The organism is Streptomyces sp. CA-250714 (genome assembly GCF_050936705.1).
Classification (GTDB): Bacteria; Actinomycetota; Actinomycetes; order Streptomycetales; family Streptomycetaceae; genus Streptomyces.
Genome location: NZ_JBNJMI010000001.1, coordinates 1,261,729 through 1,281,614, shown reverse-complemented (window position 1 = coordinate 1,281,614; position 19,886 = coordinate 1,261,729). Strand labels below are relative to the sequence as shown.

Here is a 19,886-nt window from a genome sequence, read left to right as displayed (position 1 = left end):
CGCGCCGGGTCCGGCGGGTGCGGCGGATTCGCCGGGTGCACCGGATGCGCCCGGTGCGCCCGGCTCGCCGCATTCGATCCCGAGCCCCGGCCGACCGGCTGGCGCACTCCGCGCCCGCCCCGCTGACCGCCCGCACTCTCACGGACCTCCCGGCGCTGGCCGCCGCGCTGGACGCCGTACGCCGCGACGGATACGCCCTTGTCGACCAGGAGTTGGAGGACGGCCTGCGGTCCGTCGCCGTACCACTGCACGGCCGCGACGGACAGGTCGTCGCCGCCCTCAACGTCGCCGCCCACGCAGCCCAGCGCAGCCTCGACGACCTCCGTACCAACGTTCTGCCCGAACTACTGACAGCGGCCCGCCGTATCGAAACCGACCTGGCCGCCGCCACGGAACACCTCCCGACGGCAGCCCCCTGACCCGGCAGCCGGTGACGGGCGGCAAGCCGGGCAGCAGGGCGGTCGGCGGGCGGTCGCCAGTGGCGCTCAGCGGCTCGCGTAGGGGAGGAGCGCCATCTCGCGGGCGTTCTTGATGGCGATCGCGAGCTGTCGCTGCTGCTGGACGGTGACGCGGGTGACGCGGCGGCTGCGGATCTTGCCGCGGTCGGAGATGAACTTCCGCAGCAGCTCGGTGTCCTTGTAGTCGATGTAGGTGATACCGGCCGCGTCCAGCGGGTTGGGACGGGGACGCTGCTGCTTGCGGTCGGAGTTGCGGCGGGGCATGAGAGTTCCTTCGGTGTCGTGCGGGTCAGGAGACGGGATCGAGGAGGGCGTCGAAGGCGGCGGGGAAGTGCTTCCAGCCCTCGCGCCCAGCGGCGTACTCCGCGTCGGTGAGCAGGCAGTTCTCCAGCAGCCTGGTGAGCCCCTCGCGGTCCAGTCGCGGCGAGATGAAGACCAGGTGCTGGCAGCGGTCGCCGTGCCGGGGATGCCAGTCAAGCGCCGCGGCGGCCCTGCGCATCGGCGGCACCAGCTCCCACGCGGCGTCCGGCAGCGAGGCGAGCCACGGCCCCGCGGCCTCCACGCTCAGGGCGCCCCCGGCCGCGTCCCAGCCCAGCAGGGTGTCGGGCCGGTCGGCGAGCCAGAACCTGCCGCGGCTGCGCGCCGCCGCGCAGGTCAGGTCCTCCAGCGCCTGGTAGAGCCGGCCCGGGTGGAAGGGCCGGTGAGCGCGCCAGACGAGGGTGGCGACGCCCGCCTCGTCCGCCTCCTGGGGCAGCAGCGCGCAGGACGGGTGCTGGGCGGCCGCGGCCGCCTCGATGTCGAAGCCCGCGAACGCGAGCCGGGCCAGCTCCGGCGAATCGAGCGACACCTGCCGTGCCGTGGGGTGGAGTTGGCCGAGCAGCGCCCGGTCCTCGTCGTCGGCCTCGTGCTCGTCGACGAGTGCCAGTACGGGCGCGTACTCCAGCTGCCGGGCCAGGGTGTCCGCGACCGTGCGCTGGTCGGTGGTTGCGGCGGCGAGCCCGGCGTCAGCGAGATCGTCCCCGTTGCCGAGGCAGGGCAGCACCAGCGCCGGATCGACCGCGGTGATCACATTGGTCAGCCCGACGGTGTCCCCACCGTGCGCCGCCACGACCTCGGCCATCGCCTTGGGCTCGACCGAGTCCCACAGCTCGACCACCGCGAGCCGCGCCGTCCCGGCCAGCCGGAACAGCTCCGGCATCAGGTCCTCGCGCAGCGCGCAGCAGGCGCAGTCGTTGACGAGCGGCGCCTCACCGCACGAGACGGTGCCCGAGGTGTCGCGCACGGTCCGCGCCACGGTGCCGTCCGCCGCTGACGCCAGGTCGTGGTGGAGAGCCACGCTGCCGGGTACGGCGGCCAGCAGCCGGTCCACAACACGGCGGCGCGCGTCGGCGTGCATTCCCGCGACCAGCACGACGGGCAGCTGCGGTCGCTCGTCGCCGGTCACCGGGCCGCTCCGTCGCGTCCGTCGCCTCCGCCCTGGCCGGAGCGGCCGTAACGGCGCTCGAACCGCTCCACACGGCCGGCGCTGTCCACGACGCGGGCGGTGCCCGTGTAGAAGGGGTGGCTCCGCGAGGAGATCTCCACATCGATGACGGGGTAGGTGTTGCCGTCCTCCCACTCGATGGTCTGCTCACCGGTGCGCGTGGAGCGGGTCAGAAAGGCGAAGTCGGCGCTCTTGTCGCGGAAGACGACGGGGCCGTACGCGGGGTGGATTCCGGGCTTCATGGGTGCCTCTTCCTCGGATCGGTCGGCTGCGTCAGCGCTCTTCGCGGAAGTCGACGTGACGGCGGGCGCGCGGGTCGTACTTGCGCAGGGTCAGCCGGTCGGGGTCGTTCCGCCGGTTCTTGCGGGTCACGTAGGTGTAGCCGGTGCCCGCGGTGGAGCGGAGCTTGACGAGGGGGCGTAGTTCGTTGCGAGCCATGGCGGCCACTATATTGTTAATGGAAATCATTTCCAACTGAGTCCAGCGAGAGGTAGGTAACACCCGTGTCAGCTCACTGCCAGCTCACCGGAGCGCAACCGCGCTTCGGGAAAACCGTCTCCCACTCCCACCGGCGCACATCCCGCCGCTTCGACCCCAACGTGCAGCGCAAGCGCTACTGGCTGCCGAGTGAAGGCCGTTACGTACGGCTGACGTTGAGCACCAAGGGCATCAAGACCGTGGACGTGATCGGCGTCGAGCGGGCCGTGGCCCGGATCCGCGCCCGGGGAGGGCGGGTCTGATGGCGAAGAAGAGCAAGATCGCGAAGAACGAGCAGCGCCGGGCGACGGTGGAGCGCTACGCGGCCCGCCGGGCCGAGCTCAAGGAAATCCTGCGCAGCCCCGCGGCGACGGACGCCGAACGGCGCGCCGCACTCGCGGAGTTGCGGCGGCAGCCCCGTGATGCCAGCGCCACCCGGGTGCGCAACCGGGACAGTGTGGACGGCCGCCCCCGCGGCCATCTGCGCGCTTTCGGGCTCTCCCGCGTCCGCTTCCGCGAACAGGCGCACGCCGGATATCTGCCGGGAGTCACCAAGTCCTCCTGGTGACCACCTCGCCGGGCGAAGGCTGATGACACCTCGCTGAGCTGCGCCGTCACCCGAGCGGAGAGCGAGGCTCTCGTGGGACGGACGAGAGCGGTGAGGAACGAAGAAGAGGGACGAAAAAACGGCGTGGAGAGGCTCATCCTTGGAGGTTCGGAGTGAGCCTCTCCACGCCCGTCATGGTGCTGACGACCGGTCGGGCCGGAGGTCAGCCGTTCTGCATCGGGCCGAAGACGAAGAACGCGTTGTCAAACAGGTTGGTGTCGTCATCCGAGATGTTCACGCTGACGTTCTTCTTGGGGCCGTGTCCGTGGCCACCGGCCACTGCCGAGGCCGTACCGGCGGCGGCCAGGCCGAGCGTGACCAGGCCGACCGCGAGGGAGCGCGTGAGGGTGCGCGTACGCATGGAAACCTCCGTGAGGGGTCCGAAAGAGCAGGGACCTGTTCATCCTCGCCACTCGTCCGGGCATTACAGAGCAATATATGAAAGACACGGCATAACGCACCTGAATGGCTCAGCCATCCCGGCTGCGGCTCACTCCACGGCGACGCCCCCGGAGCCGCCCTCTCGTCGACGGCTACCGCCGGGAGGGCGCGCGCACCGGCGGGGCGGTGGGGCGCTGTTGGCGAGGAGCTTCCTCCGATCGGGTGGGCAGCCGCTCCGTTTGGCGTGGCGACGGAATGCCGGGTTCGGGGGCGGGTGCACCCTTGTGCGCGTCTGGCACATAGAGCAAGGGAGGATCACCATGCGCATCCGTACCGCGGTTGCCGCCTCTGGTCTGGCCGCCACCGCTGTCCTGGGCGGGGCCACGACAGCGTCCGCCGACTCCGGGGCCCAGGGCGGCGCGGCGAAGTCGCCGGGAGTGCTGTCCGGCAACGTCGTGCAGATTCCGCTGCACATTCCGGTCCAGCTGTGCGGCAACACCGTCGACATCATCGCGCTCCTCAACCCCGCATTCGGCAACACCTGCGTCGCCCGCTGACGCAGCACTCGCCGTTCCGCGCGGGTTTCCCCGCTGTCACACACCGAACGCCCCGCCACAGGCGGGGCGTTCGCGTATGCCGGTGCCGGTGCCTCCCGCGCGCGAAGACCGCCGTCGAGGAAACCGCGGTCGCCGACCGCGGCTCCCAATCACGGTGCGCCCGCGCGGTGCCTACACCCGCAGGGCCGGGGCTTCGGTCGGTGGGGGTTCCTTGCGGAGGAACGCCGCGCGGAGCGCGTGGTGCGGGGCGGCCGGGTCGAACAGTACGCGGTGCATCGCGGCCAGCTCCCGGTCGCGGTAGGCGGCGAGCGGCTCGGTGGCCTCGTCGCGCGCGCGGTTCGTCTTCTTCACCGCGAGCCGATGATGGGTGGCCGGATCCTCGGCGAGCGCCGCCGCCAGCTCCGCGACCCGCGGCGCGAACCCCGTCGGCGTGGTCGGCAGCACCCGGTCCACCAGCCCGATCCGGCGCGCGGTGGCGGCACTCATCGGTTCGGCGTCCCGCATCAGCGCCTCGGTGATCTCCGGCCCGACGCGGCGCGGCAGCGTGTACGTCCAGAACTCCGAACCCGGCAGACCCATGAGCCGGTAGTGCGGGTTGAGGACAGCGCCCGCCCTGCACCACACCTCGTCCGCGGCGGCGGCAAGCATCGCTCCGCCGGCTGCCGCGTTGCCGCCCAGCGCTGCCACCACCAGCCGGTCGGTGGTGGTCAGCACCGCCTCGACCACGTCGTCGAGGGCCTGGATGTTGGCCCAGCCCTCGGCGGCGGAATCGGCGGCGGCCTCGATGACACCCAGGTGGATGCCGTTGGAGAAGAAGTCCCGCGCCCCGCCCAGCACCACCACGCGGGTCGGCCGGGTGCACGCGTACCGGTAGGCGGCCAGCAGCCGCCGGCACTGCACCGTACTCATCGCTCCGCCGGGGAAGGAGAAGCGGACGAACCCGACGCCGTTCCGCTCCTGGTAGCGGATCTCGGTGTGGGTCAGCCGTTCCGGCGCGAGTTCGAGCGGCGCGGGCCGCTCCGGTACGTCCGGGAGCCGGCTGCCCAGCGCCAGTGCCGCGGGCAGCTTGTACGTCCGGCGGCCGTCGGCCGAGCGGCGCGGCCGCAGCTGCGGGATCCATACGGCCCCGTCGACCGTCGCCCGGCAGATCGCCCTCGCGCGGGTGGCGAGGATCTCGCCCGGGGTGCCGTGCAACTGGTCCTCCGCGTACCCGCCGTGCAGGAACCACTCCTCGCCCAGCAACTCGTCCAGCACGCCCGGCTGCGAGTCGGCGGCCCGCAGGGTGCGCAGCACGTCCAGCGTCCGGAAGGTCTGCCAGTCGATACGGCGCTCGGCCTGCCGCACCCGCGGGGCGGTCGACGGCTCGACGTCGTCCTGCGGACGGGGCCGGTATCCGCCGGCGGCGAACCGGGCCACGGCGTTTCTGAGCGCTTCGAGCGCCGCGTCGGCCACCTCGCCCCGGTACAGATCGCTCTTGCTGGTCCCCTCCGGCAGGGTGCACTCCGCCGAGGCCCAGACGGCGCCCGCGTCCAGTTCCTCCTCGGCCTGCAACACCGTCACCCCCCAGTGGGTGCGGCCCTCGTGCACGACCCGGTCGAGCGAGGAGGGGCCGCGGTCGCCCGGCGGCCCGGGGTGCACGATCAGACAGGTCAGCCGCGACCACACATCCCGTGGCACGGTGGTCCGCAGCATCGGCGCGACCACCAGCTCCGGGGCGTGCCTCTCCACCGCCCGGCGCACCTCGTCCCCGTCGCGTACCACCTCGGTGGCGACGGTGTGGCGGGCGTCCCGCAGTTCGGCCTGGACACGTTGGGTCAGACTGTTGAAGGCGCTTGCGATGAGCAGGATCCGCACCACGACCTCCTGGTGATGGCTCGTTCGTGTGCTTCGGGATGACTCGGCGACTACGGGGCAGCAGAGACGGCTCAACAAATACGGGGCAGCTGTTCGCCCAGTGGCAGGTCCACCACCCGGGTGCCGCCCAGTCCGGTGCGGGCGACGACCATCCCCGGGTGCTCCGCGACGCATTCGCCGATCACCGCGGACTCGGCGCCCTGCGGATGGGCCCGCATCGCGGCGAGCACGGCGTCCGCGGCAGCGCGCGGTACGAACGCCAGCAGCTTGCCCTCGTTCGCCACCTGCAGCGGGTCGAGCCCCAGCATCGAGCAGGCAGCGGCGACCTGTTCGGGCACCGGCACCGCCCGCTCGTGGAGGACGACGCCGACCGAGGCGGCCGCCGCGATCTCGTTGAGGGCCGCGGCGACACCGCCGCGGGTGGGGTCGCGGAGTGCGTGCAGCTCGCGGGTGACGGCCAGTATGTCCGCCACCAGGCCGCCCAGCGCCGCGCAGTCGCTCTCGATGCCGGCCTCGAACTCCAGCCCCTCGCGGAGGCTCAGCACCGCGACCCCGTGCAGGCCGATCGGGCCGCTGACGATGACCACATCGCCGGGAGCAGCGCGCTGCGGACGGATGTCGACATCGCGCGGGATCACTCCGATCCCGGCCGTGTTCAGATAGACGCCGTCGCCCCGCCCCGCCTCCACGACCTTGGTGTCCCCGGTGGCGACCTCGACACCGGCCGTACGGGCCGCCGCGCCCAGCGCCTCGGCGATCCGCGTCACCAGCTCGACCTCCACGCCCTCCTCCAGGATGAAGCCGCAGGAGAGATAGGCGGGGCGTGCTCCGCTCATCGCCAGGTCGTTGACGGTTCCGTTGACGGCCAGGTCGCCGATGCTGCCGCCGGGGAAGAACAGCGGCCGCACCACGAAGGAGTCGGTGGAGAACGCCAGCCTGGCGCCGTCCACCTCCAGCGCCGCGGAGTCCGCGAGCGTCGACAGCGCGCGCCCCCCGAAGGCGGGCGCGAAGACGTGCTCCACCAGCTCGGCCGAGAGCGCGCCGCCCCCGCCGTGGCCCATCACGATCCGCCGCCCGCCGCGCAGCGGTGCCGGGCACGTCCAGCCGGAGAAGTCGGGCGCGGCGCTGACAGCGCCGTCGGCCTCGGCGCCCCCGCCCACCGCGGGTTCGACGGCGTCGGTGCTAGTCACGGGTGCTCGCCTCCAGTGGTGCGGTGGTCGGTCCGCCGAGCCGGCGGTAGAGGTAGTAGGCGGCACAGGCACCCTCGCTGGAGACCATCGTGGCGCCGAGCGGGGTGCGCGGGGTGCAGAGGGTGCCGAACGCCTCGCACTCGTGCGGCTTCAGCAGCCCTTGCAGCACCTCGCCGCTGCGGCAGGCCGCGGGCTCCCGGGTGGTGATGGCGCCGACGCTGAAGCGGTACTCCGCGTCGTACTCCCGGTAGCGCGGCGCCAGCCGCCAGCCGCTGTCCGGAATGACGCCGATGCCACGCCAGCCGCGGTCGGTCGTGGTGAACACCTCGTCCAGCATCGCCCTGGCGGCCGGGTTGCCCTGCGCCACCACCGCGCGCGGGTAGGCGTTCTCCACCCTGTGCCGGCCCGCCTCCAGCTGCCGTACAGCGCGCCGTACGCCCTCCAGGATGTCCAGCGGCTCGAACCCGGTGACGACGATGGGCACCTTGAAGCGTTCGGCCAGCGCCGGATACTCCTCGGTTCCCATCACGCTGCACACATGTCCGGCCGCCAGGAACGCCCGCACCCGGCAGTCCGGAGCGTTCATGATCGCCTCGATGGCGGGCGGCACCCGCACATGGGAGACCAGCAGGCTGAAGTTGCGCAGCCCCAGCTTCGCCGCCTGGTGCACGGCCATGGCATTGGGCGGGGCCGTGGTCTCGAAGCCGATACCGAAGAAGACGACCTCGCGGTCCGGGTTCTCCCGCGCGAGGGTCAGCGCGTCCAGCGGCGAGTAGACGACCCGCACGTCACCGCCCTCCGAGCGGACCTGGAACAGATCCCTGCCGGTCCCCGGCACCCGCAGCATGTCGCCGAACGAGCAGAAGATCACCTCCGGCCTGGACGCGATCTCCAGCGCCTTGTCGATCAGTTCGAGCGGAGTCACACACACCGGGCACCCGGGTCCGTGGATCAGCTCGATCTCCTCGGGCAGCAGCTGGTCGATACCGTGCCGGATGATGGAGTGCGTCTGGCCGCCGCACACCTCCATCAGCGCCCAGGGCCGGGTGACGGTGGCATGGATGTCCTCCAGCAGCCGCTCGGCCAGCCAGGGGTCCTGGAATTCGTCGATGTACTTCACAGCTGGACCTCCCGCAGCGCGTCTTCGCTGGCCCGCTGTGCGCCGCAGGCCCCCGCGTCGTCGGCCTGCTGTACGCCGTCAGCCCCCGGTACGTCGTCGGACCGCTGTGCGGCACCGGCCCCCGGCAGGTCGTCGGCCCGCTGTGCGTCCCGCGCCGCCTGCCACGGGTCGCCGAACTCCTCCTCCAACAGTCCGAGGTTCTCGAACAGTTCGAGGGTCTGCCGTGCCGACTCCTCGTCCAGCCGCTGCAGCGCGAAGCCGACGTGGACGATCGTGTACTCGCCGACCCGCAGATCGGGCACGTACTCCAGACACACCTCCTTGACCACGCCGCCGAAGTCGACGGACGCCATCCGGGTGCCGTCACGCTCCTCGGTCCGCAGGACCTTTCCTGGTACCGCCAGACACATGGCCTCTCCTCATCGACGGTGGTCAGTGCGCGGCGGAACCGGCCGGCTCGCCGTCTCGCGGGCCGCGACCACGAGCTGTCCCAGGGCCAGCCCGCCGTCCCCGGGCGGGACGAGCCGGTGCCGCAGCACCGTGAAGCCGTCCGCGCGCAACCCGCGCAGACAGGCCTCGGACAGCACCGCGTTGGCGAACACACCGCCGCTCAGCGCCACCGTCTCCACCCCGTACCGCTCCCGTGCCGCCGCACAGGTACGGCCGACCAGCGCCGCGACGGCCGCGTGGAAGCGCGCCGCGATCACTTCCCGCGCGACGCCCGCGCGCAGATCGGTGATCACGGCCGCCAGCAGCGGACCGGGATCGGCCACCAGCGCACCGCCGTCCCCGCCCGCGGACAGCGGGAAGTCGTAGCCCACCGGCTCCCGTTCCCCGCACGCGGCCGCGGCCGCCTCCAGTTCGATCGCCGCCTGCGCCTCGTAGCCCGCGCGATGGCAGACCCCCGCCAGCGAGGCCACCGCGTCGAAGAGCCGCCCCATGCTGGAGGCCGGCACACAGCCGATGCCGCGCTCCAACTGACGTCCCAGCACGCGCCGCTCCGCATCCGGGCAGGCCGCCACGCACGGCAGGTCCGGGTCCCACGGGAGCCCCGCAGCCCACAGCCGGGCCAGCGCGGTCCGGTAGGGGCGCCGGACGGCGGCGTCCCCGCCGGACAGCGGCGCGTACCGCAGGTGCGCGAACCGGGTGAAGCCGTCGTAGTCCGCGAGCAGGAACTCGCCGCCCCACACCGCGCCGTCGTCGCCGTACCCGGTCCCGTCGAAGGCGACGCCGAGCACCTTCCGGGAGCCGTCCAGCCCGTGCTCGGCCAGGACGGAGGCGATGTGGGCGTGATGGTGCTGGACGCGGCGCAGCGGGCGGCCGTCCGCGTGCCGTTCCGCCCACCGCCCCGACCGGTACCCGGGGTGGCGGTCGGCGACCAGCAGCCCCGGAGTGACACCGGTGATGCTCTCCAGCTGCTTCTCGGCGTGTTCGAATGCCCGCAGTGTCGCGAGGTCGTCCATGTCGCCGATGTGTGCCGACAGCCAGGCCTGCCGCCCCTCGCCGAGGCAGAAGGTGTTCTTCAGATCCCCGCCGACCGCCAGTGCGGGCCGTACCGGCACCGGCAGGGTCAGCGGCAGCGGCGCGTAGCCGCGCGAGCGGCGCACCGGCAGTTCCTCGCCCGCGCAGACCCGTACCACCGAGTCGTCGCACGGCACCTGGATGGGACGGTCATGGGTGAGGAAGGCGTCCGCGAGATGCGCCAGCCGCTCCAGTGCCTCCTCCTCCCCGGTGACGATGGGCTCGCCGCCGAGGTTGCCGCTGGTCAGCACCAGCAGCCGGGGCCCCGGTGGGTCGCCGGGCAGACCGCCCAAGAGCAGTTGGTGCAGCGGGGTGTAGGGGAGCATGACGCCCAGGTCGGGGCTGCCGGGGGCGACAGCGGCGGCAAGCGCGAGTCCACCGTCGGCGGCCCGCGCACGCCGGCGCAGCAGCACGATCGGGCGGCGGCTCCCCGTCAGCAGCGCACGCTCGGCCGGGCCGACGACGGCGAGGTGTTCGATGTCGGCCACCTCGCGGGCCAGCACCGCGAACGGCTTGTCACCCCGCGCCTTGCGGCGGCGCAGCGCCCGCACCGCCTCCTCGTTGCCCGCGTCGCACGCCAGGTGGTAGCCGCCCAGCCCCTTCACGGCGACCACGGCGCCGTCCGCCAGCAACCGCCGGGCCTCCGCGACTGGTTCGCCGGCCGGTTCCCGTCGGCCCGGATCCGGCGCAGCGGGCACCAGCAGCCGGACGCGGGGCCCGCAGTCGTGACAGGAGACCGGCTGGGCATGAAAGCGCCGGTCGGCCGGGTCGGCGTACTCGCGGGCGCACCGCTCGCACATCTCGAACCGCGCCATCGTGGTGTTGGCGCGGTCGTAGGGCAGGCCGGTGACGATGGTGAAGCGCGGCCCGCAGTCGGTGCAGGTGATGAACGGGTGCCGATAGCGGCGGTCCGACGGGTCGGCCATCTCCCGCAGACACGCCTCACAGGTGGCGGTGTCCGGCGCGACCAAAGTGCGACGCGCACCGTCCGTGCGGGAGGCGACGATACGAAAGCCGGAGCCGCCCACCGGAGTCAGGGGCTGGTGCGTGACGGACTCGACCATGGCCAGCGGCGGCGCCTCGGCGCCGATCCGTTCCCGGAAGGCGGCGACCGCCTCCCAGGCGCCCTCGACCTCGGCCACCACCCCCTCGCCGGTGTTGGTGACATGGCCGGAGAGCCCCAACCGCCCGGCGAGCGCGTACACATGGGGCCGGAACCCCACGCCCTGCACCACGCCCCGGACCAGAACGCGGCTGCGCTCGGCCCCGGACACGTCAGCGGTGGACATGAGCGTGCGGCCGGTTCTGCGGGTCCGCTCCGGTGCGCGGCCGCTCGGCGGTGTCCGCGTGCGGCTCGGCGTGCGGGTGCGAGGGCGGCCCTGCCTGACGGGCCATCACCGGCCGGTGCGCGGCGGCCCCCTCCCGCACCGCCAGCGCCCGCTCCAGCAGCACGCCGAGGTTCAGCCCGTTCCGTACCGAGGTGGCGACGACCTCCACACCGGGGTTGACCTGCCGTACGTTGGCGAGGAACGCCTCGCGGTCGAAACCGGCCGGCTCCGCCAGATCCTGTTTGGTGACGACGACCAGCTGCGCCAGCCCGAAGGCCGTGGGGTACTTCAGCGGCTTGTCCTCGCCCTCGGTGACCGAGGCCAGCACCACACGCAGCGACTCGCCGAGGTCGTAGGAGGCGGGGCACACCAGGTTGCCCACGTTCTCGACGAACAGCAGCCGCGTCCCCTCGGGAAGCCAGCCGGACAACTGCCCGGCGAGCATGTCCGCCTCCAGGTGGCACAGCCCGTCGGTGAGCACCTGCCGGACCGGTGCCCCGGAGCGCGCCAGCCGCCGCGCGTCGTTCTCGGTGGCCAGGTCGGCGGTCAGCGCGGCCACCGGCACACCGCGCTCCCGCGCCAGCCGCAACTCCGCCTCCAGCAGCGCCGTCTTGCCGCTGCCCGGGCTGGAGAGCAGATTGACGACGGCCGTCCCACGCGCCGTCAGCTCGGCACGCAGCCGATCGGCGCGGCTGTCGTTCCGCGCCAGCACGGCCTGTTGCAGATCGGTGAGGCGGCACATGGCTTCACAGCTCCTCGAGGGCTAGGGCGCGCCGCGGGCCGGTGGCCCACCGCACGGTGGCGATCCGCAGCTCGCGGCCGGACAGCAGCTCGGTACGGGAGTCGCCGCACCGCTCGCAGCACAGCCGCGGCGGCATGCCCGTGGCCCATTCACCCGCGCAGGACGTACACCGTGCGCGCCCCGGCACGTGCTCGGTCACCAGCTCGGCGCCGGCCAGTACGGTGCCTTCGCAGGCGAGACCGAACGAGAAGCGCAGCGCTTCGGGGACGACACCGGCGAGCTCGCCCACGCGCAGGGTCACCGCCTCGACGCCCTCGGCGCCCTGTGCCCGTGCCGCCTCCTCGACCTGGCAGACCACTGCCATCGCGATGGACATCTCGTGCATCGGTCACTTCCCCTGCGCGGTGCGGACCAGGCTGCGGCCCGCACCATTACAGGGGCGCCGACGGCTGCCCCTCCGCCGCCACGCCGCTTTCCGGCGCGCCCTTCCGCCGTTCGGCCGTTCCGCCGTGCGGGGTGCCTGGCGTGCCGTCCTCCAGCAGCCGCAGCACCAGCTCCACCGCCTCGTCCACAGCGGCGGCCACCGGTGCGCTCAGCCCGATGCCCTCCGCCAGTTCGGCCGGCTCGCAGCCGACGACGAACACCCGCCGGGGCGCGCTGCCGCCGGTGCCCTCGCGCAGCGTCTCCAGCAGCGCGAGCACTGCGTCCGGGGACATCCGGTGCCCGTCCACCACCGGCACCCCGCACGGCGCCGTACGGTCCTGCTCGGCCACCTCGATCAGCCGTACCGTGCCGGGCGCGCCGCCCCGCTGCACGGCGTCCACCAGGATCAACGTGTCGCAGCCGTCCAGAACTTGGTAGGCCAGGTGCACGCCCCGCACTCCGATGTCGAGGGTCTGGACGTGTGCGGGCAGCGGGTACCGCGCCAGCCGCTGTACGACCTCGACGCCGAACCCGTCGTCGCCCAGGAAGATGTTGCCGATCCCCGCGACGAGGACGTCGCCGGGCGGTTCGGGGGAGCGGGGGTCGGTCATACGAACTCCGGGACGGGGCGGTTCGGTACGGCCTCCGGCGCCGTGCCGAACCGGCGCCGTACCGAACCGCGAGGAGGAACGGGCGGAAACCTCAGGCGCGCTGCGGCACCCGGGCCCCGCCCGCTTCGGCGCTCTGCTCACCGGTGGCGCCGGCAGCACCAGCGGCACCGGTGGGCAGGGCGCGCCAGCGGTCGGCCTCGTGCTGCTCGACCAGACCGTGCTCGGCCAAGCCCTGGAGGTGCTTGAGCACGGTGCGCTCCTGATATCCCACGCTGGCGGACAGTTCCTCGACTGTCGTGCCCGACGCGCCCGCCACCCGTACCCGCTCCCACGTACGGCCCGCACTCTGCCCGAGTCCGCCGTCACGCGCGGGCGTACGGAAGAGCTCACTCACCGCCCCGGGAGTGGGTGCGGATTCCGCGGCGGTTGCCGCCGTGTGGGTGGGTGTCGGTTCCGGAGTGGGCGGGGTGGGCGCCGACGCCGGTTCCGGAACCGGGGCCGGGCGGGGTGCGGGTGTGTCGGGGCGGCCGGCCGGTGCGCCGGTCGCTGTGTTCTGGCCGGTCGCTGTCGCCCGGGTGGCCGTCGTCCGTACGGCCGAGCCGACCGGGCGAGGGGTGCGGTTGACCTTGCGGTGCTTGCGTCCCTTCTGTCGCTTGCTCATCGCGCGCCCGCCTCTCCGTGGTGCGGCGGTGCTGCCAGGGACGGGAGGGGGTGTCGTTGTGCAGTGATCATGTGGGGGTTAACGAACGACCCCGCCCCGAGTCGATCCGCCGATCGGGGCTAGCCGGGACCCGCTGTGCTGTTCCGGGGCTCCAGGGCGGTGTGCAGCACCACCGTCTGGAGGGGTTTGGCCGAACCGGCGATGCGTTCCTGGAGCAGTGTCGCGGCGGCCTCGCCCAAGTCGTAGGCCGGCAGATGGACGGTGCTCAGCGACGGGCGGACCAGCGAGGCCCAGGGCACGTCGCCGAAGGAGAGGACGCCGAAGCCCGGTGGCTCGATGCCCGCCTCGTACAGCGCCCGCAGCGCGCCCACGGTCATCAGGTTGTTGGCCACGAAGACCGCGTCCGGCGGAGTCCGCAGACCGAGCAGCTCCTTCATCGCCGTATAGCCGCCCTCGACGCGGAAGTCGGCGTGCCGGGTGTACGCGCGGATCCAGTCGTCGGGTATGTCCGCGTCGCGCAGCGCCGCGCGGTAGCCCGTCAGCCGGTCCTCCGAGGTCGAGGCGCCGGCCGGGCCCGTCACACAGGCGATCCTGCGGTAGCCCCGCTCCACCAGATGGGCCGTGGCCTCCTCGGCACCGTGCTGGTTGTCGACCATCACCGCGTCCACCTGCGCAGCGCGCGGGCGGCGGTCGACGGCGACCACGGGCATACCGCGCGCCGCCAGCGCCGAGAGGTCGGTGCGCTTGCGGGACGCGGCGGCCACCACGACACCGGCCATCTGCTCGGCAAGGGCGATATCGAGGTAGCGGCGCTCCTTCTCCACGTCCTCGTCGGTGTTGCAGAGCACGACGGAGAGATTGGTGCGCTGCGCCGCGTCCTCCACCCCGCGGGCCAGAGCGGTGAAGAACGGGTTCGCGATGTCGGGGATCAACAGGCCGATGACGCTGGCCCGTTGGACCCGCAGGGAGCGGGCGACCCGGTTGGGCGAGAAGCCCAGCGCGTCGGCCGCCTCGCGTACGCGCTGCGCGCGCTCCGCTGTGACCCGGCCCCCGTTGAAGACGCGGGATACCGTCGCGGGGGAGACCCCGGCGGCGCGTGCCACATCGCTGATGGTTGCCACCGGTCTCCCTCACTTTCGACGCCGGTGTGCACTCTACTCCGCCTGAAATCGATTTCTTAACCCGGTGGCGGAGACGCCGACGGGTGGGCGGGCGGCGTCGGGGCGGGCTGCGTCAGGGCAGCAGCCCGTGGCGGCGTGCCGCGGCCACCGCCTGGTGGCGGCTGTGGACGCCGAGCTTGCGGGTGGCGCTGCGCAGATACGCCTTGACCGTCTCCGGCTCCAGGCCCAGACAGCGGGCGGCCTCCGCGTTGGTGCAGCCGAGCGCGACGTACGAGAGGACATCGAGCTCACGCGGCGAGAGGCGCGGGCGGTCCCCGCCCGGGCCGGCGTCCTGCTGTGCGCCCGCGCCGGTACCGGGCCCGAGCCCGGCCCGCAGGAACCTGTCGCAGGCATGCCGCAGCCTGTCCCGCAGCGCCGCGTCCTCGATCTGCTGGGCGATGCCCCGCAGTTCGGCGTGCAGGTCCCGCAGCGCGTCGAGTCCGGGAGCCGGGGCCTCGGCGGCGGTCTCCAGCAGCCGCACGCGCCGGTCCACCTCGTCCCGTACGGCGATCTCGCCGGCCAGCCGCCGCGCGGCGTCCAGCAGCGCGGCGGTCGTACGGTCACCGAGCGGCGCCGCGTCGCGGGTGGCGGCGTAGAGCACCCCGCGCACGCCGCCCTGCACGGTGACCGGGGCAGCCACGATCGCGCGGATGCCCTCGCGGCGGACGGGGCTGTCGTAGTCGTGGGTGATCGTCGTCGCCGGTACATAGTCGTTCACCGCGTACGGGCGGTGGTGCGCGAGGACGTAACCGCCCAGGCCACGGCCCGGCACCACGCGCAGGCCGCGCATCGAGTCGGTCAGCGTGCCGGTGAACTCCGTCAGCCGCAGCGCCCCGTCGGCCACCTCGCCACCGAAGACCGTGCGCACGCCTGTGCGTTGCCGCGCCAGGCGGAGGGCGTGGCGGAACGCGTCGGTGTCGTCAGGGCGCAGCGGCGGCCGCGGGAACGGCACCGGCACGCCGACAGCTCGGGCGTGGGAACGGGAACGGTCGGGTGAAGGCAACCTCGACACCTCCGCTGCGGAACGGTGGTCAGTTCGGTGGGGTGACCGGGCGGGGGCCCGGTACGGGTTCGGATCCCCCGGGCCCGGAGCCGGTCCCGGACTTGGAGCCGGTCCCGGACTCGGATTCGGGCCCGGTTTCGGATCCGGCTCCGCTCCCGGGGCGTGGCGCCAGGCCCAGCAGCGCGATCGACTTCTCGCGCATCTCGACCTTGCGGATCTTGCCGGTGACGGTCATCGGGAAGGCGTCGGTCACATGCACATGGCGCGGGATCTTGTAGTGGGCGAGCTTGCCGGTGCAGAACTCGCGGACGCGCTCGGCCGTGAGCGGTGTCGCCCCCTCCCGCATCCGTATCCACGCCATCAGTTCCTCACCGTAGCGCTCGTCGGGCACCCCGACGACCTGGGCGTCGAGGACATCGGGGTGGGTGTACAGGAACTCCTCGATCTCCCGGGGATAGATGTTCTCGCCGCCGCGGATGACCATGTCCTTGATCCGGCCCGTGACGGTGACGTATCCGTCGGCGTCCATCACCGCGAGGTCCCCGGTGTGCATCCAGCGTGCCGCGTCGACGGCCTCGGCGGTGGCCTCGGGCTGTTCCCAGTAGCCGAGCATCACCGAGTAGCCGCGGGTGCACAGTTCGCCGGGCTCACCACGAGGCAGGCAGCGGCCGGTCTCCGGATCGACGACCTTGACCTCCAGGTGCGGGCCGACCCGGCCCACGGTCGCCACCCGCCGCTCGACCGAGTCGTCGGCGCGGGTCTGGGTGGAGACGGGGGACGTCTCCGTCATGCCGTAGCAGATCGACACCTCGGCCATCCCCATCCGCTCGATGACCTGCTTCATCACCTCGACCGGGCACGGCGATCCGGCCATGATGCCGGTGCGCAGACTGCTCAGGTCGAACGAGGCGAAGTCCGGATCGGCGAGTTCGGCGATGAACATCGTCGGCACCCCGTACAGCGAGGTGCAGCGCTCCTCCTGCACCGCGCGCAGGGCCGCCTTCGGTTCGAAGGCGGGGGGCGGGATCACCATGCACGCGCCGTGGCTGGTGGCCGCCAGGTTGCCCATCACCATCCCGAAGCAGTGGTAGAAGGGCACCGGCAGGCAGATGCGGTCGGCCTCCGTGTAACGGCACAGCTCGCCGACGAAGAAGCCGTTGTTGAGGATGTTGTGGTGCGAGAGGGTGGCGCCCTTCGGGAAGCCGGTGGTGCCCGAGGTGTACTGGATGTTGACCGGGTCGTCGGCGGAGAGGCCGGCGGCGATACCGTCCAGCACGTCGCGGGCCCGCGCGCCCTCCCGCGCGCGGCCTGCGTCGAACAGCCCGGTCCACCGGTCCTCGCCGATCAGCACCACGTCCGTCAGCTCCGGGCATTCGCCGCGCACCTGCGCGATCATCCCGGCGTAGTCGGAGCTCTTGTGGCGGCGGGCGGCCACCAGCGTGCGGATGCCGGACTGGCCGAGCACGTACGCCAGTTCATGCGCGCGGTAGGCCGGATTGACGTTGACCAGGATCGCGCCCAGCTTCGCCGTCGCGTACTGCACCAGCGTCCACTCCGGACAATTGGGCGCCCAGATGCCCACCCGGTCGCCCTTGCGGATGCCCAGTCCGTGCAGACCGAGCGCCAGTGCTTCGACGTCGGCGGCGAACTCCCGGTAACTCCACCGCCGTCCGCCGGTCACGTCCACCAGCGCGTCGCGTTCCGGGTGCGCGGCGACGGTGCGGTCCAGGTTCTCCCCGATCGTGTCGCCGAGCAGCGGGGTCGTCGACGGTCCTGAGGCGTAGCTGCGCTCGGCGCGGTGCGCACGGTGCGGTGCGGATGCGGGCACGGTGGGCCTCCACGGGGTACGTCGGGTGTCGTGCGTCACACATACCCGCCGTGCGAACCGGTCCGCTACCCCTGGCCGGGGGTAGCGGACCGCCGGACGGGGCGCCGTGCCGGAAATGAGTTCGTGGTCCGCTGCCGGATCGTCTTGGCTGCCCGTACGGGGAAGATCGGGAACGATGCGGAACACGAGACGGAGGACCATGAAGATCGCGGTGACCACACCTACCGGGCACGTCGGCTCACGTGTCGTCCAGTTGCTGCTCCAGGCCGGGGTGCGCCCCACCCTGCTGGTGCGCGACCCGGACCGGCTGGCAGCTCACGTACGCGAGCGCGCGGAGGTCGTGCGCTGCGACCAGGGCGACGGGGACGCGGTCGTACGGGCCACGGAGGGCGCCGGGGCGCTGTTCTGGGTGGACCCGCCGACCGATGACGAGGACCCGGTGGCCGGGTACGCCAGGATGGGCGCCAACGCGGCGCGGGCCGTCCGGGAGAACGGCATCGGCCGCACCGTCTTCCTCAGCAGCGTCGGCGCCGAGAAGCGCTCGGGTGCGGGGGAGATCGACGGGCTCGGCCGTACCGAGGAGCTGCTGGACGCGACCGGAGCGTCGGTGCTCCATCTGCGCTGCGGCTTCTTCTACAGCAATCTGCTGGCCGAGGTGGCGGCGTTGCGCGAGGAGGGCGTGCTGCGTACGACGCTGCCGCTGGACGAACCGATGGCCTGGGTCGACCCGCGCGACATCGGCGACGTCGCCGCCGCCCGGCTGCTGTCGGACGCCTGGAGCGGACGGCAGGTCCAAGCCGTGCACGGGCCGGAGGATCTGACGTACGCGCAGGCAGCCGCGATCCTCAGCACCGCGCTCGGCCGCCCGGTACGGGCCGAGCGGATCTCCGACGACGAGTTGCGCGCCGCGCTGCGGGCGGCCGGGCTGGGCGACAAGCAGGTGGAGGGCTTCGTGGGGATGTCGGCGTGGACGCGGGACGGCTTCCGGCCGGAGAACGCCCGTACGGCGCTGACCACCACGCCCACCACGCTGGGCTCCTGGGCCTGGGAGCACCTGCGCCCCGTGCTGTGAGCCCGCCGCCGAGCCCCGCTCCGAGCCCCGGGTCGGCTCGCGGACCGAACGGGTGAATCTCGGCGCCCGCGCCCCGGCAGTCCCTGGGGCGCGGGCGCCTTCGTCGTCCTCTGCTGTCTCCCCGTTTCGCGAAGGCCGCGCGGAAATGTACTCAAATGGGAGAATCGCCACGACAGAGCGCCGGCTCTGGATACGCGTCGGACGGACAGGGACAGGGAGGGCTGGGTGGGCGGCCCCGCGGACGGAATGGGCAGAGTGCCGTACTTGGCACCGCCGCTGCTGCTGCTCGGAGGCGTGGCCGCGGCCGTGTTCGCCCCCAAGCCGTACTACGGGCTGCCCCTGCTGGCCTGCACCTCGATGGTGGCGGGCATGAGCTACTCCTTCCGGTCCAGTGCCCTGTTCGCGCTGGCGGCGAGCGTGGCGGCGGCGGCCTCGGCCGGATACGCGGGCCGTGAGGGGTCGGTGCTGCTCACCGATGTGGCCGCGGTGCTGGCCGTCAGCATCGTCGGGCTGTGGATCAAATGGCTCGTCGACCGGCAGGGCCGTAACCTCGCCGTCGCGCTGAACGTCGCCGAGGCGGCACAGCGCGCGGTGCTGCCGGCGCCGCCCACCGATGTGGGGCCGCTGGCCGTCGCCGACCGCTATGTGGCCGCGCAGCTCGGGGCCGCGATCGGCGGTGACCTGTACGCGCTCCAGGAGACGCCGTTCGGCATCCGGGCGATGATCGGCGATGTGCGGGGCAAGGGGCTGCCCGCCGTCTCCGCCGTCTCGGTCGCGGTCGGCGCCTTCCGGGAGGCCGCCGAACATGCCCCGACCCTGCACGACCTGGCCGACCGGCTCGACCGGGCCCTCGACCGCGAGGGTGAGCGGCGCAGGGACACCGAGGACGACATCGAGGGGTTCGTCACCGCGCTGCTCGTCCAGATCCCGCCCAGCGGCGACACGGTCACAATCCTCAACCGGGGACACCCTCCGCCCTATCTGCTGCACCAGGGCAACGTCACCTGCCTGGAGCCGACCCACCCGGAACTGCCGCTCTCCACCGGGCTGGACTCCTCGCACGGCGAACCGGTCGAGGAGACCTTCCCGTTCGCGCCCGACGACTCGCTGGTGCTGGTCACCGACGGGGTCACCGAGGCCCGCAACAGGCAGGGCGAGTTCTTCGACGTCCAGTGGGGGCTCGGCGGGACAGCGCTGCGCCGCGCGGACGAACTGGCCGACGCGCTGGTGAAGGCGGTCACCGAGTGGACCGGGGGTCAGCGGCAGGACGACATGGCGGTGCTCGTGCTCACGCGGGCCGGGCGAGAGGCCCGCCGCTGACTCGGTGGCGTGCCGATGGTGCGGGGCTCGTTGCGCGTCGGCGGTGTCAACCATCCGCGGTGTCCGATGTCTTGACCGTGGACGGACAAT

General features: G+C 72.9%; 23 protein-coding genes. 6 read left to right on the top strand and 17 right to left on the bottom strand.

From position 1 onward, the window contains the following. The first annotated feature begins 44 nt into the window (after positions 1 to 44). Positions 45 to 419 (top strand): IclR family transcriptional regulator domain-containing protein, encoded by a 375-nt coding sequence (locus ACQEU8_RS05820; RefSeq protein WP_433097512.1) that lies wholly within the window; start codon positions 45 to 47, stop codon positions 417 to 419. 66 nt (positions 420 to 485) lie between these two features. On the opposite strand, the gene rpsR is transcribed toward ACQEU8_RS05820, so the two are convergent. From rpsR to rpmG, 4 genes are read right to left on the bottom strand one after another with little or no spacing between them, the layout of a single operon-like run. Beyond that, complete coding sequence (gene rpsR, locus ACQEU8_RS05815; RefSeq protein WP_433097510.1) at positions 486 to 722, bottom strand: 30S ribosomal protein S18; 237 nt, start codon at positions 720 to 722, stop codon at positions 486 to 488. Between the two features lie 25 nt (positions 723 to 747). After that, the gene (locus ACQEU8_RS05810) at positions 748 to 1,854 is read right to left on the bottom strand and encodes a CobW family GTP-binding protein (protein ID WP_433102165.1); all 1,107 of its coding nucleotides are present in this window, start codon (positions 1,852 to 1,854) and stop codon (positions 748 to 750) included. A 44-nt stretch (positions 1,855 to 1,898) separates the two neighbouring features. After that, entirely contained in the window at positions 1,899 to 2,183 is a 285-nt protein-coding gene (locus tag ACQEU8_RS05805) for a type B 50S ribosomal protein L31 (protein WP_433097508.1), read from the bottom strand. Between the two features lie 31 nt (positions 2,184 to 2,214). Further along, positions 2,215 to 2,379 carry a 50S ribosomal protein L33 gene (gene rpmG / locus ACQEU8_RS05800; RefSeq protein WP_099885384.1) on the bottom strand — a complete coding sequence of 55 codons (165 nt, stop codon included), beginning with the start codon at positions 2,377 to 2,379 and terminating at the stop codon, positions 2,215 to 2,217. A 65-nt stretch (positions 2,380 to 2,444) separates the two neighbouring features. Here rpmG and rpmB point away from each other — a divergent pair, with 65 nt between their 5' ends. Together rpmB and rpsN are read left to right on the top strand one after the other, a co-directional pair. After that, entirely contained in the window at positions 2,445 to 2,681 is a 237-nt protein-coding gene (gene rpmB, locus ACQEU8_RS05795; RefSeq protein ID WP_433097505.1) for a 50S ribosomal protein L28, read from the top strand. After that, a complete protein-coding gene (gene rpsN, locus ACQEU8_RS05790) occupies positions 2,681 to 2,986 on the top strand; it encodes a 30S ribosomal protein S14 (RefSeq protein ID WP_433097503.1) in 306 nt (101 codons plus the stop codon). Before rpmB ends, rpsN begins: the two co-directional genes overlap by 1 nt. Before the next feature lie 202 nt (positions 2,987 to 3,188). On the opposite strand, the gene ACQEU8_RS05785 is transcribed toward rpsN, so the two are convergent. Next, on the bottom strand, positions 3,189 to 3,386 hold the full coding sequence (locus tag ACQEU8_RS05785) for a hypothetical protein (protein WP_433097501.1): 198 nt from the start codon (positions 3,384 to 3,386) through the stop codon (positions 3,189 to 3,191). 340 nt (positions 3,387 to 3,726) lie between these two features. Here ACQEU8_RS05785 and ACQEU8_RS05780 point away from each other — a divergent pair, with 340 nt between their 5' ends. Then, the gene (locus tag ACQEU8_RS05780; RefSeq protein ID WP_433097499.1) at positions 3,727 to 3,963 is read left to right on the top strand and encodes a chaplin; all 237 of its coding nucleotides are present in this window, start codon (positions 3,727 to 3,729) and stop codon (positions 3,961 to 3,963) included. 171 nt (positions 3,964 to 4,134) lie between these two features. On the opposite strand, the gene ACQEU8_RS05775 is transcribed toward ACQEU8_RS05780, so the two are convergent. The 12 genes from ACQEU8_RS05775 to ACQEU8_RS05720 all read right to left on the bottom strand — a co-directional run bounded on the left by ACQEU8_RS05775 (position 4,135) and on the right by ACQEU8_RS05720 (position 17,404). Then, positions 4,135 to 5,817 (bottom strand): enoyl-CoA hydratase-related protein, encoded by a 1,683-nt coding sequence (locus tag ACQEU8_RS05775; protein ID WP_433097497.1) that lies wholly within the window; start codon positions 5,815 to 5,817, stop codon positions 4,135 to 4,137. A gap of 71 nt (positions 5,818 to 5,888) precedes the next feature. Then, positions 5,889 to 6,878, bottom strand: coding sequence for a hydrogenase expression/formation protein HypE (gene hypE, locus ACQEU8_RS05770; protein ID WP_433102163.1), 990 nt, complete (start codon positions 6,876 to 6,878; stop codon positions 5,889 to 5,891). 121 nt (positions 6,879 to 6,999) lie between these two features. After that, a complete protein-coding gene (gene hypD / locus ACQEU8_RS05765; protein WP_433097495.1) occupies positions 7,000 to 8,127 on the bottom strand; it encodes a hydrogenase formation protein HypD in 1,128 nt (375 codons plus the stop codon). Continuing rightward, positions 8,124 to 8,537 (bottom strand): HypC/HybG/HupF family hydrogenase formation chaperone, encoded by a 414-nt coding sequence (locus tag ACQEU8_RS05760; RefSeq protein WP_433097493.1) that lies wholly within the window; start codon positions 8,535 to 8,537, stop codon positions 8,124 to 8,126. Before ACQEU8_RS05760 ends, hypD begins: the two co-directional genes overlap by 4 nt. Positions 8,538 to 8,546: 9 nt before the next feature. Continuing rightward, positions 8,547 to 10,937, bottom strand: coding sequence for a carbamoyltransferase HypF (hypF, locus tag ACQEU8_RS05755; RefSeq protein WP_433097491.1), 2,391 nt, complete (start codon positions 10,935 to 10,937; stop codon positions 8,547 to 8,549). After that, the gene (hypB, locus tag ACQEU8_RS05750; protein WP_433097489.1) at positions 10,924 to 11,718 is read right to left on the bottom strand and encodes a hydrogenase nickel incorporation protein HypB; all 795 of its coding nucleotides are present in this window, start codon (positions 11,716 to 11,718) and stop codon (positions 10,924 to 10,926) included. The genes hypF and hypB overlap by 14 nt, the downstream gene beginning before the upstream one ends. A gap of 4 nt (positions 11,719 to 11,722) precedes the next feature. After that, entirely contained in the window at positions 11,723 to 12,103 is a 381-nt protein-coding gene (locus ACQEU8_RS05745) for a hydrogenase maturation nickel metallochaperone HypA (protein WP_433097487.1), read from the bottom strand. A gap of 46 nt (positions 12,104 to 12,149) precedes the next feature. Then, the gene (locus tag ACQEU8_RS05740; protein WP_433097485.1) at positions 12,150 to 12,752 is read right to left on the bottom strand and encodes a hydrogenase maturation protease; all 603 of its coding nucleotides are present in this window, start codon (positions 12,750 to 12,752) and stop codon (positions 12,150 to 12,152) included. 91 nt (positions 12,753 to 12,843) lie between these two features. Beyond that, the gene (locus ACQEU8_RS05735) at positions 12,844 to 13,413 is read right to left on the bottom strand and encodes a hypothetical protein (RefSeq protein WP_433097483.1); all 570 of its coding nucleotides are present in this window, start codon (positions 13,411 to 13,413) and stop codon (positions 12,844 to 12,846) included. Positions 13,414 to 13,532: 119 nt separating this feature from the next. Continuing rightward, complete coding sequence (locus tag ACQEU8_RS05730; RefSeq protein ID WP_433097481.1) at positions 13,533 to 14,534, bottom strand: LacI family DNA-binding transcriptional regulator; 1,002 nt, start codon at positions 14,532 to 14,534, stop codon at positions 13,533 to 13,535. 112 nt (positions 14,535 to 14,646) lie between these two features. Next, a complete protein-coding gene (locus ACQEU8_RS05725) occupies positions 14,647 to 15,531 on the bottom strand; it encodes a LuxR C-terminal-related transcriptional regulator (protein ID WP_433097479.1) in 885 nt (294 codons plus the stop codon). A 73-nt stretch (positions 15,532 to 15,604) separates the two neighbouring features. After that, on the bottom strand, positions 15,605 to 17,404 hold the full coding sequence (locus ACQEU8_RS05720; protein WP_433097477.1) for an AMP-binding protein: 1,800 nt from the start codon (positions 17,402 to 17,404) through the stop codon (positions 15,605 to 15,607). 199 nt (positions 17,405 to 17,603) lie between these two features. On the opposite strand from ACQEU8_RS05720, the gene ACQEU8_RS05715 reads away from it, so the two are divergent. Both ACQEU8_RS05715 and ACQEU8_RS05710 read left to right on the top strand, forming a co-directional pair. Next, positions 17,604 to 18,476 carry an NAD(P)H-binding protein gene (locus tag ACQEU8_RS05715; RefSeq protein ID WP_433097475.1) on the top strand — a complete coding sequence of 291 codons (873 nt, stop codon included), beginning with the start codon at positions 17,604 to 17,606 and terminating at the stop codon, positions 18,474 to 18,476. Between the two features lie 225 nt (positions 18,477 to 18,701). Next, on the top strand, positions 18,702 to 19,796 hold the full coding sequence (locus ACQEU8_RS05710) for a PP2C family protein-serine/threonine phosphatase (protein WP_433097473.1): 1,095 nt from the start codon (positions 18,702 to 18,704) through the stop codon (positions 19,794 to 19,796). Positions 19,797 to 19,886 lie beyond the last annotated feature (90 nt).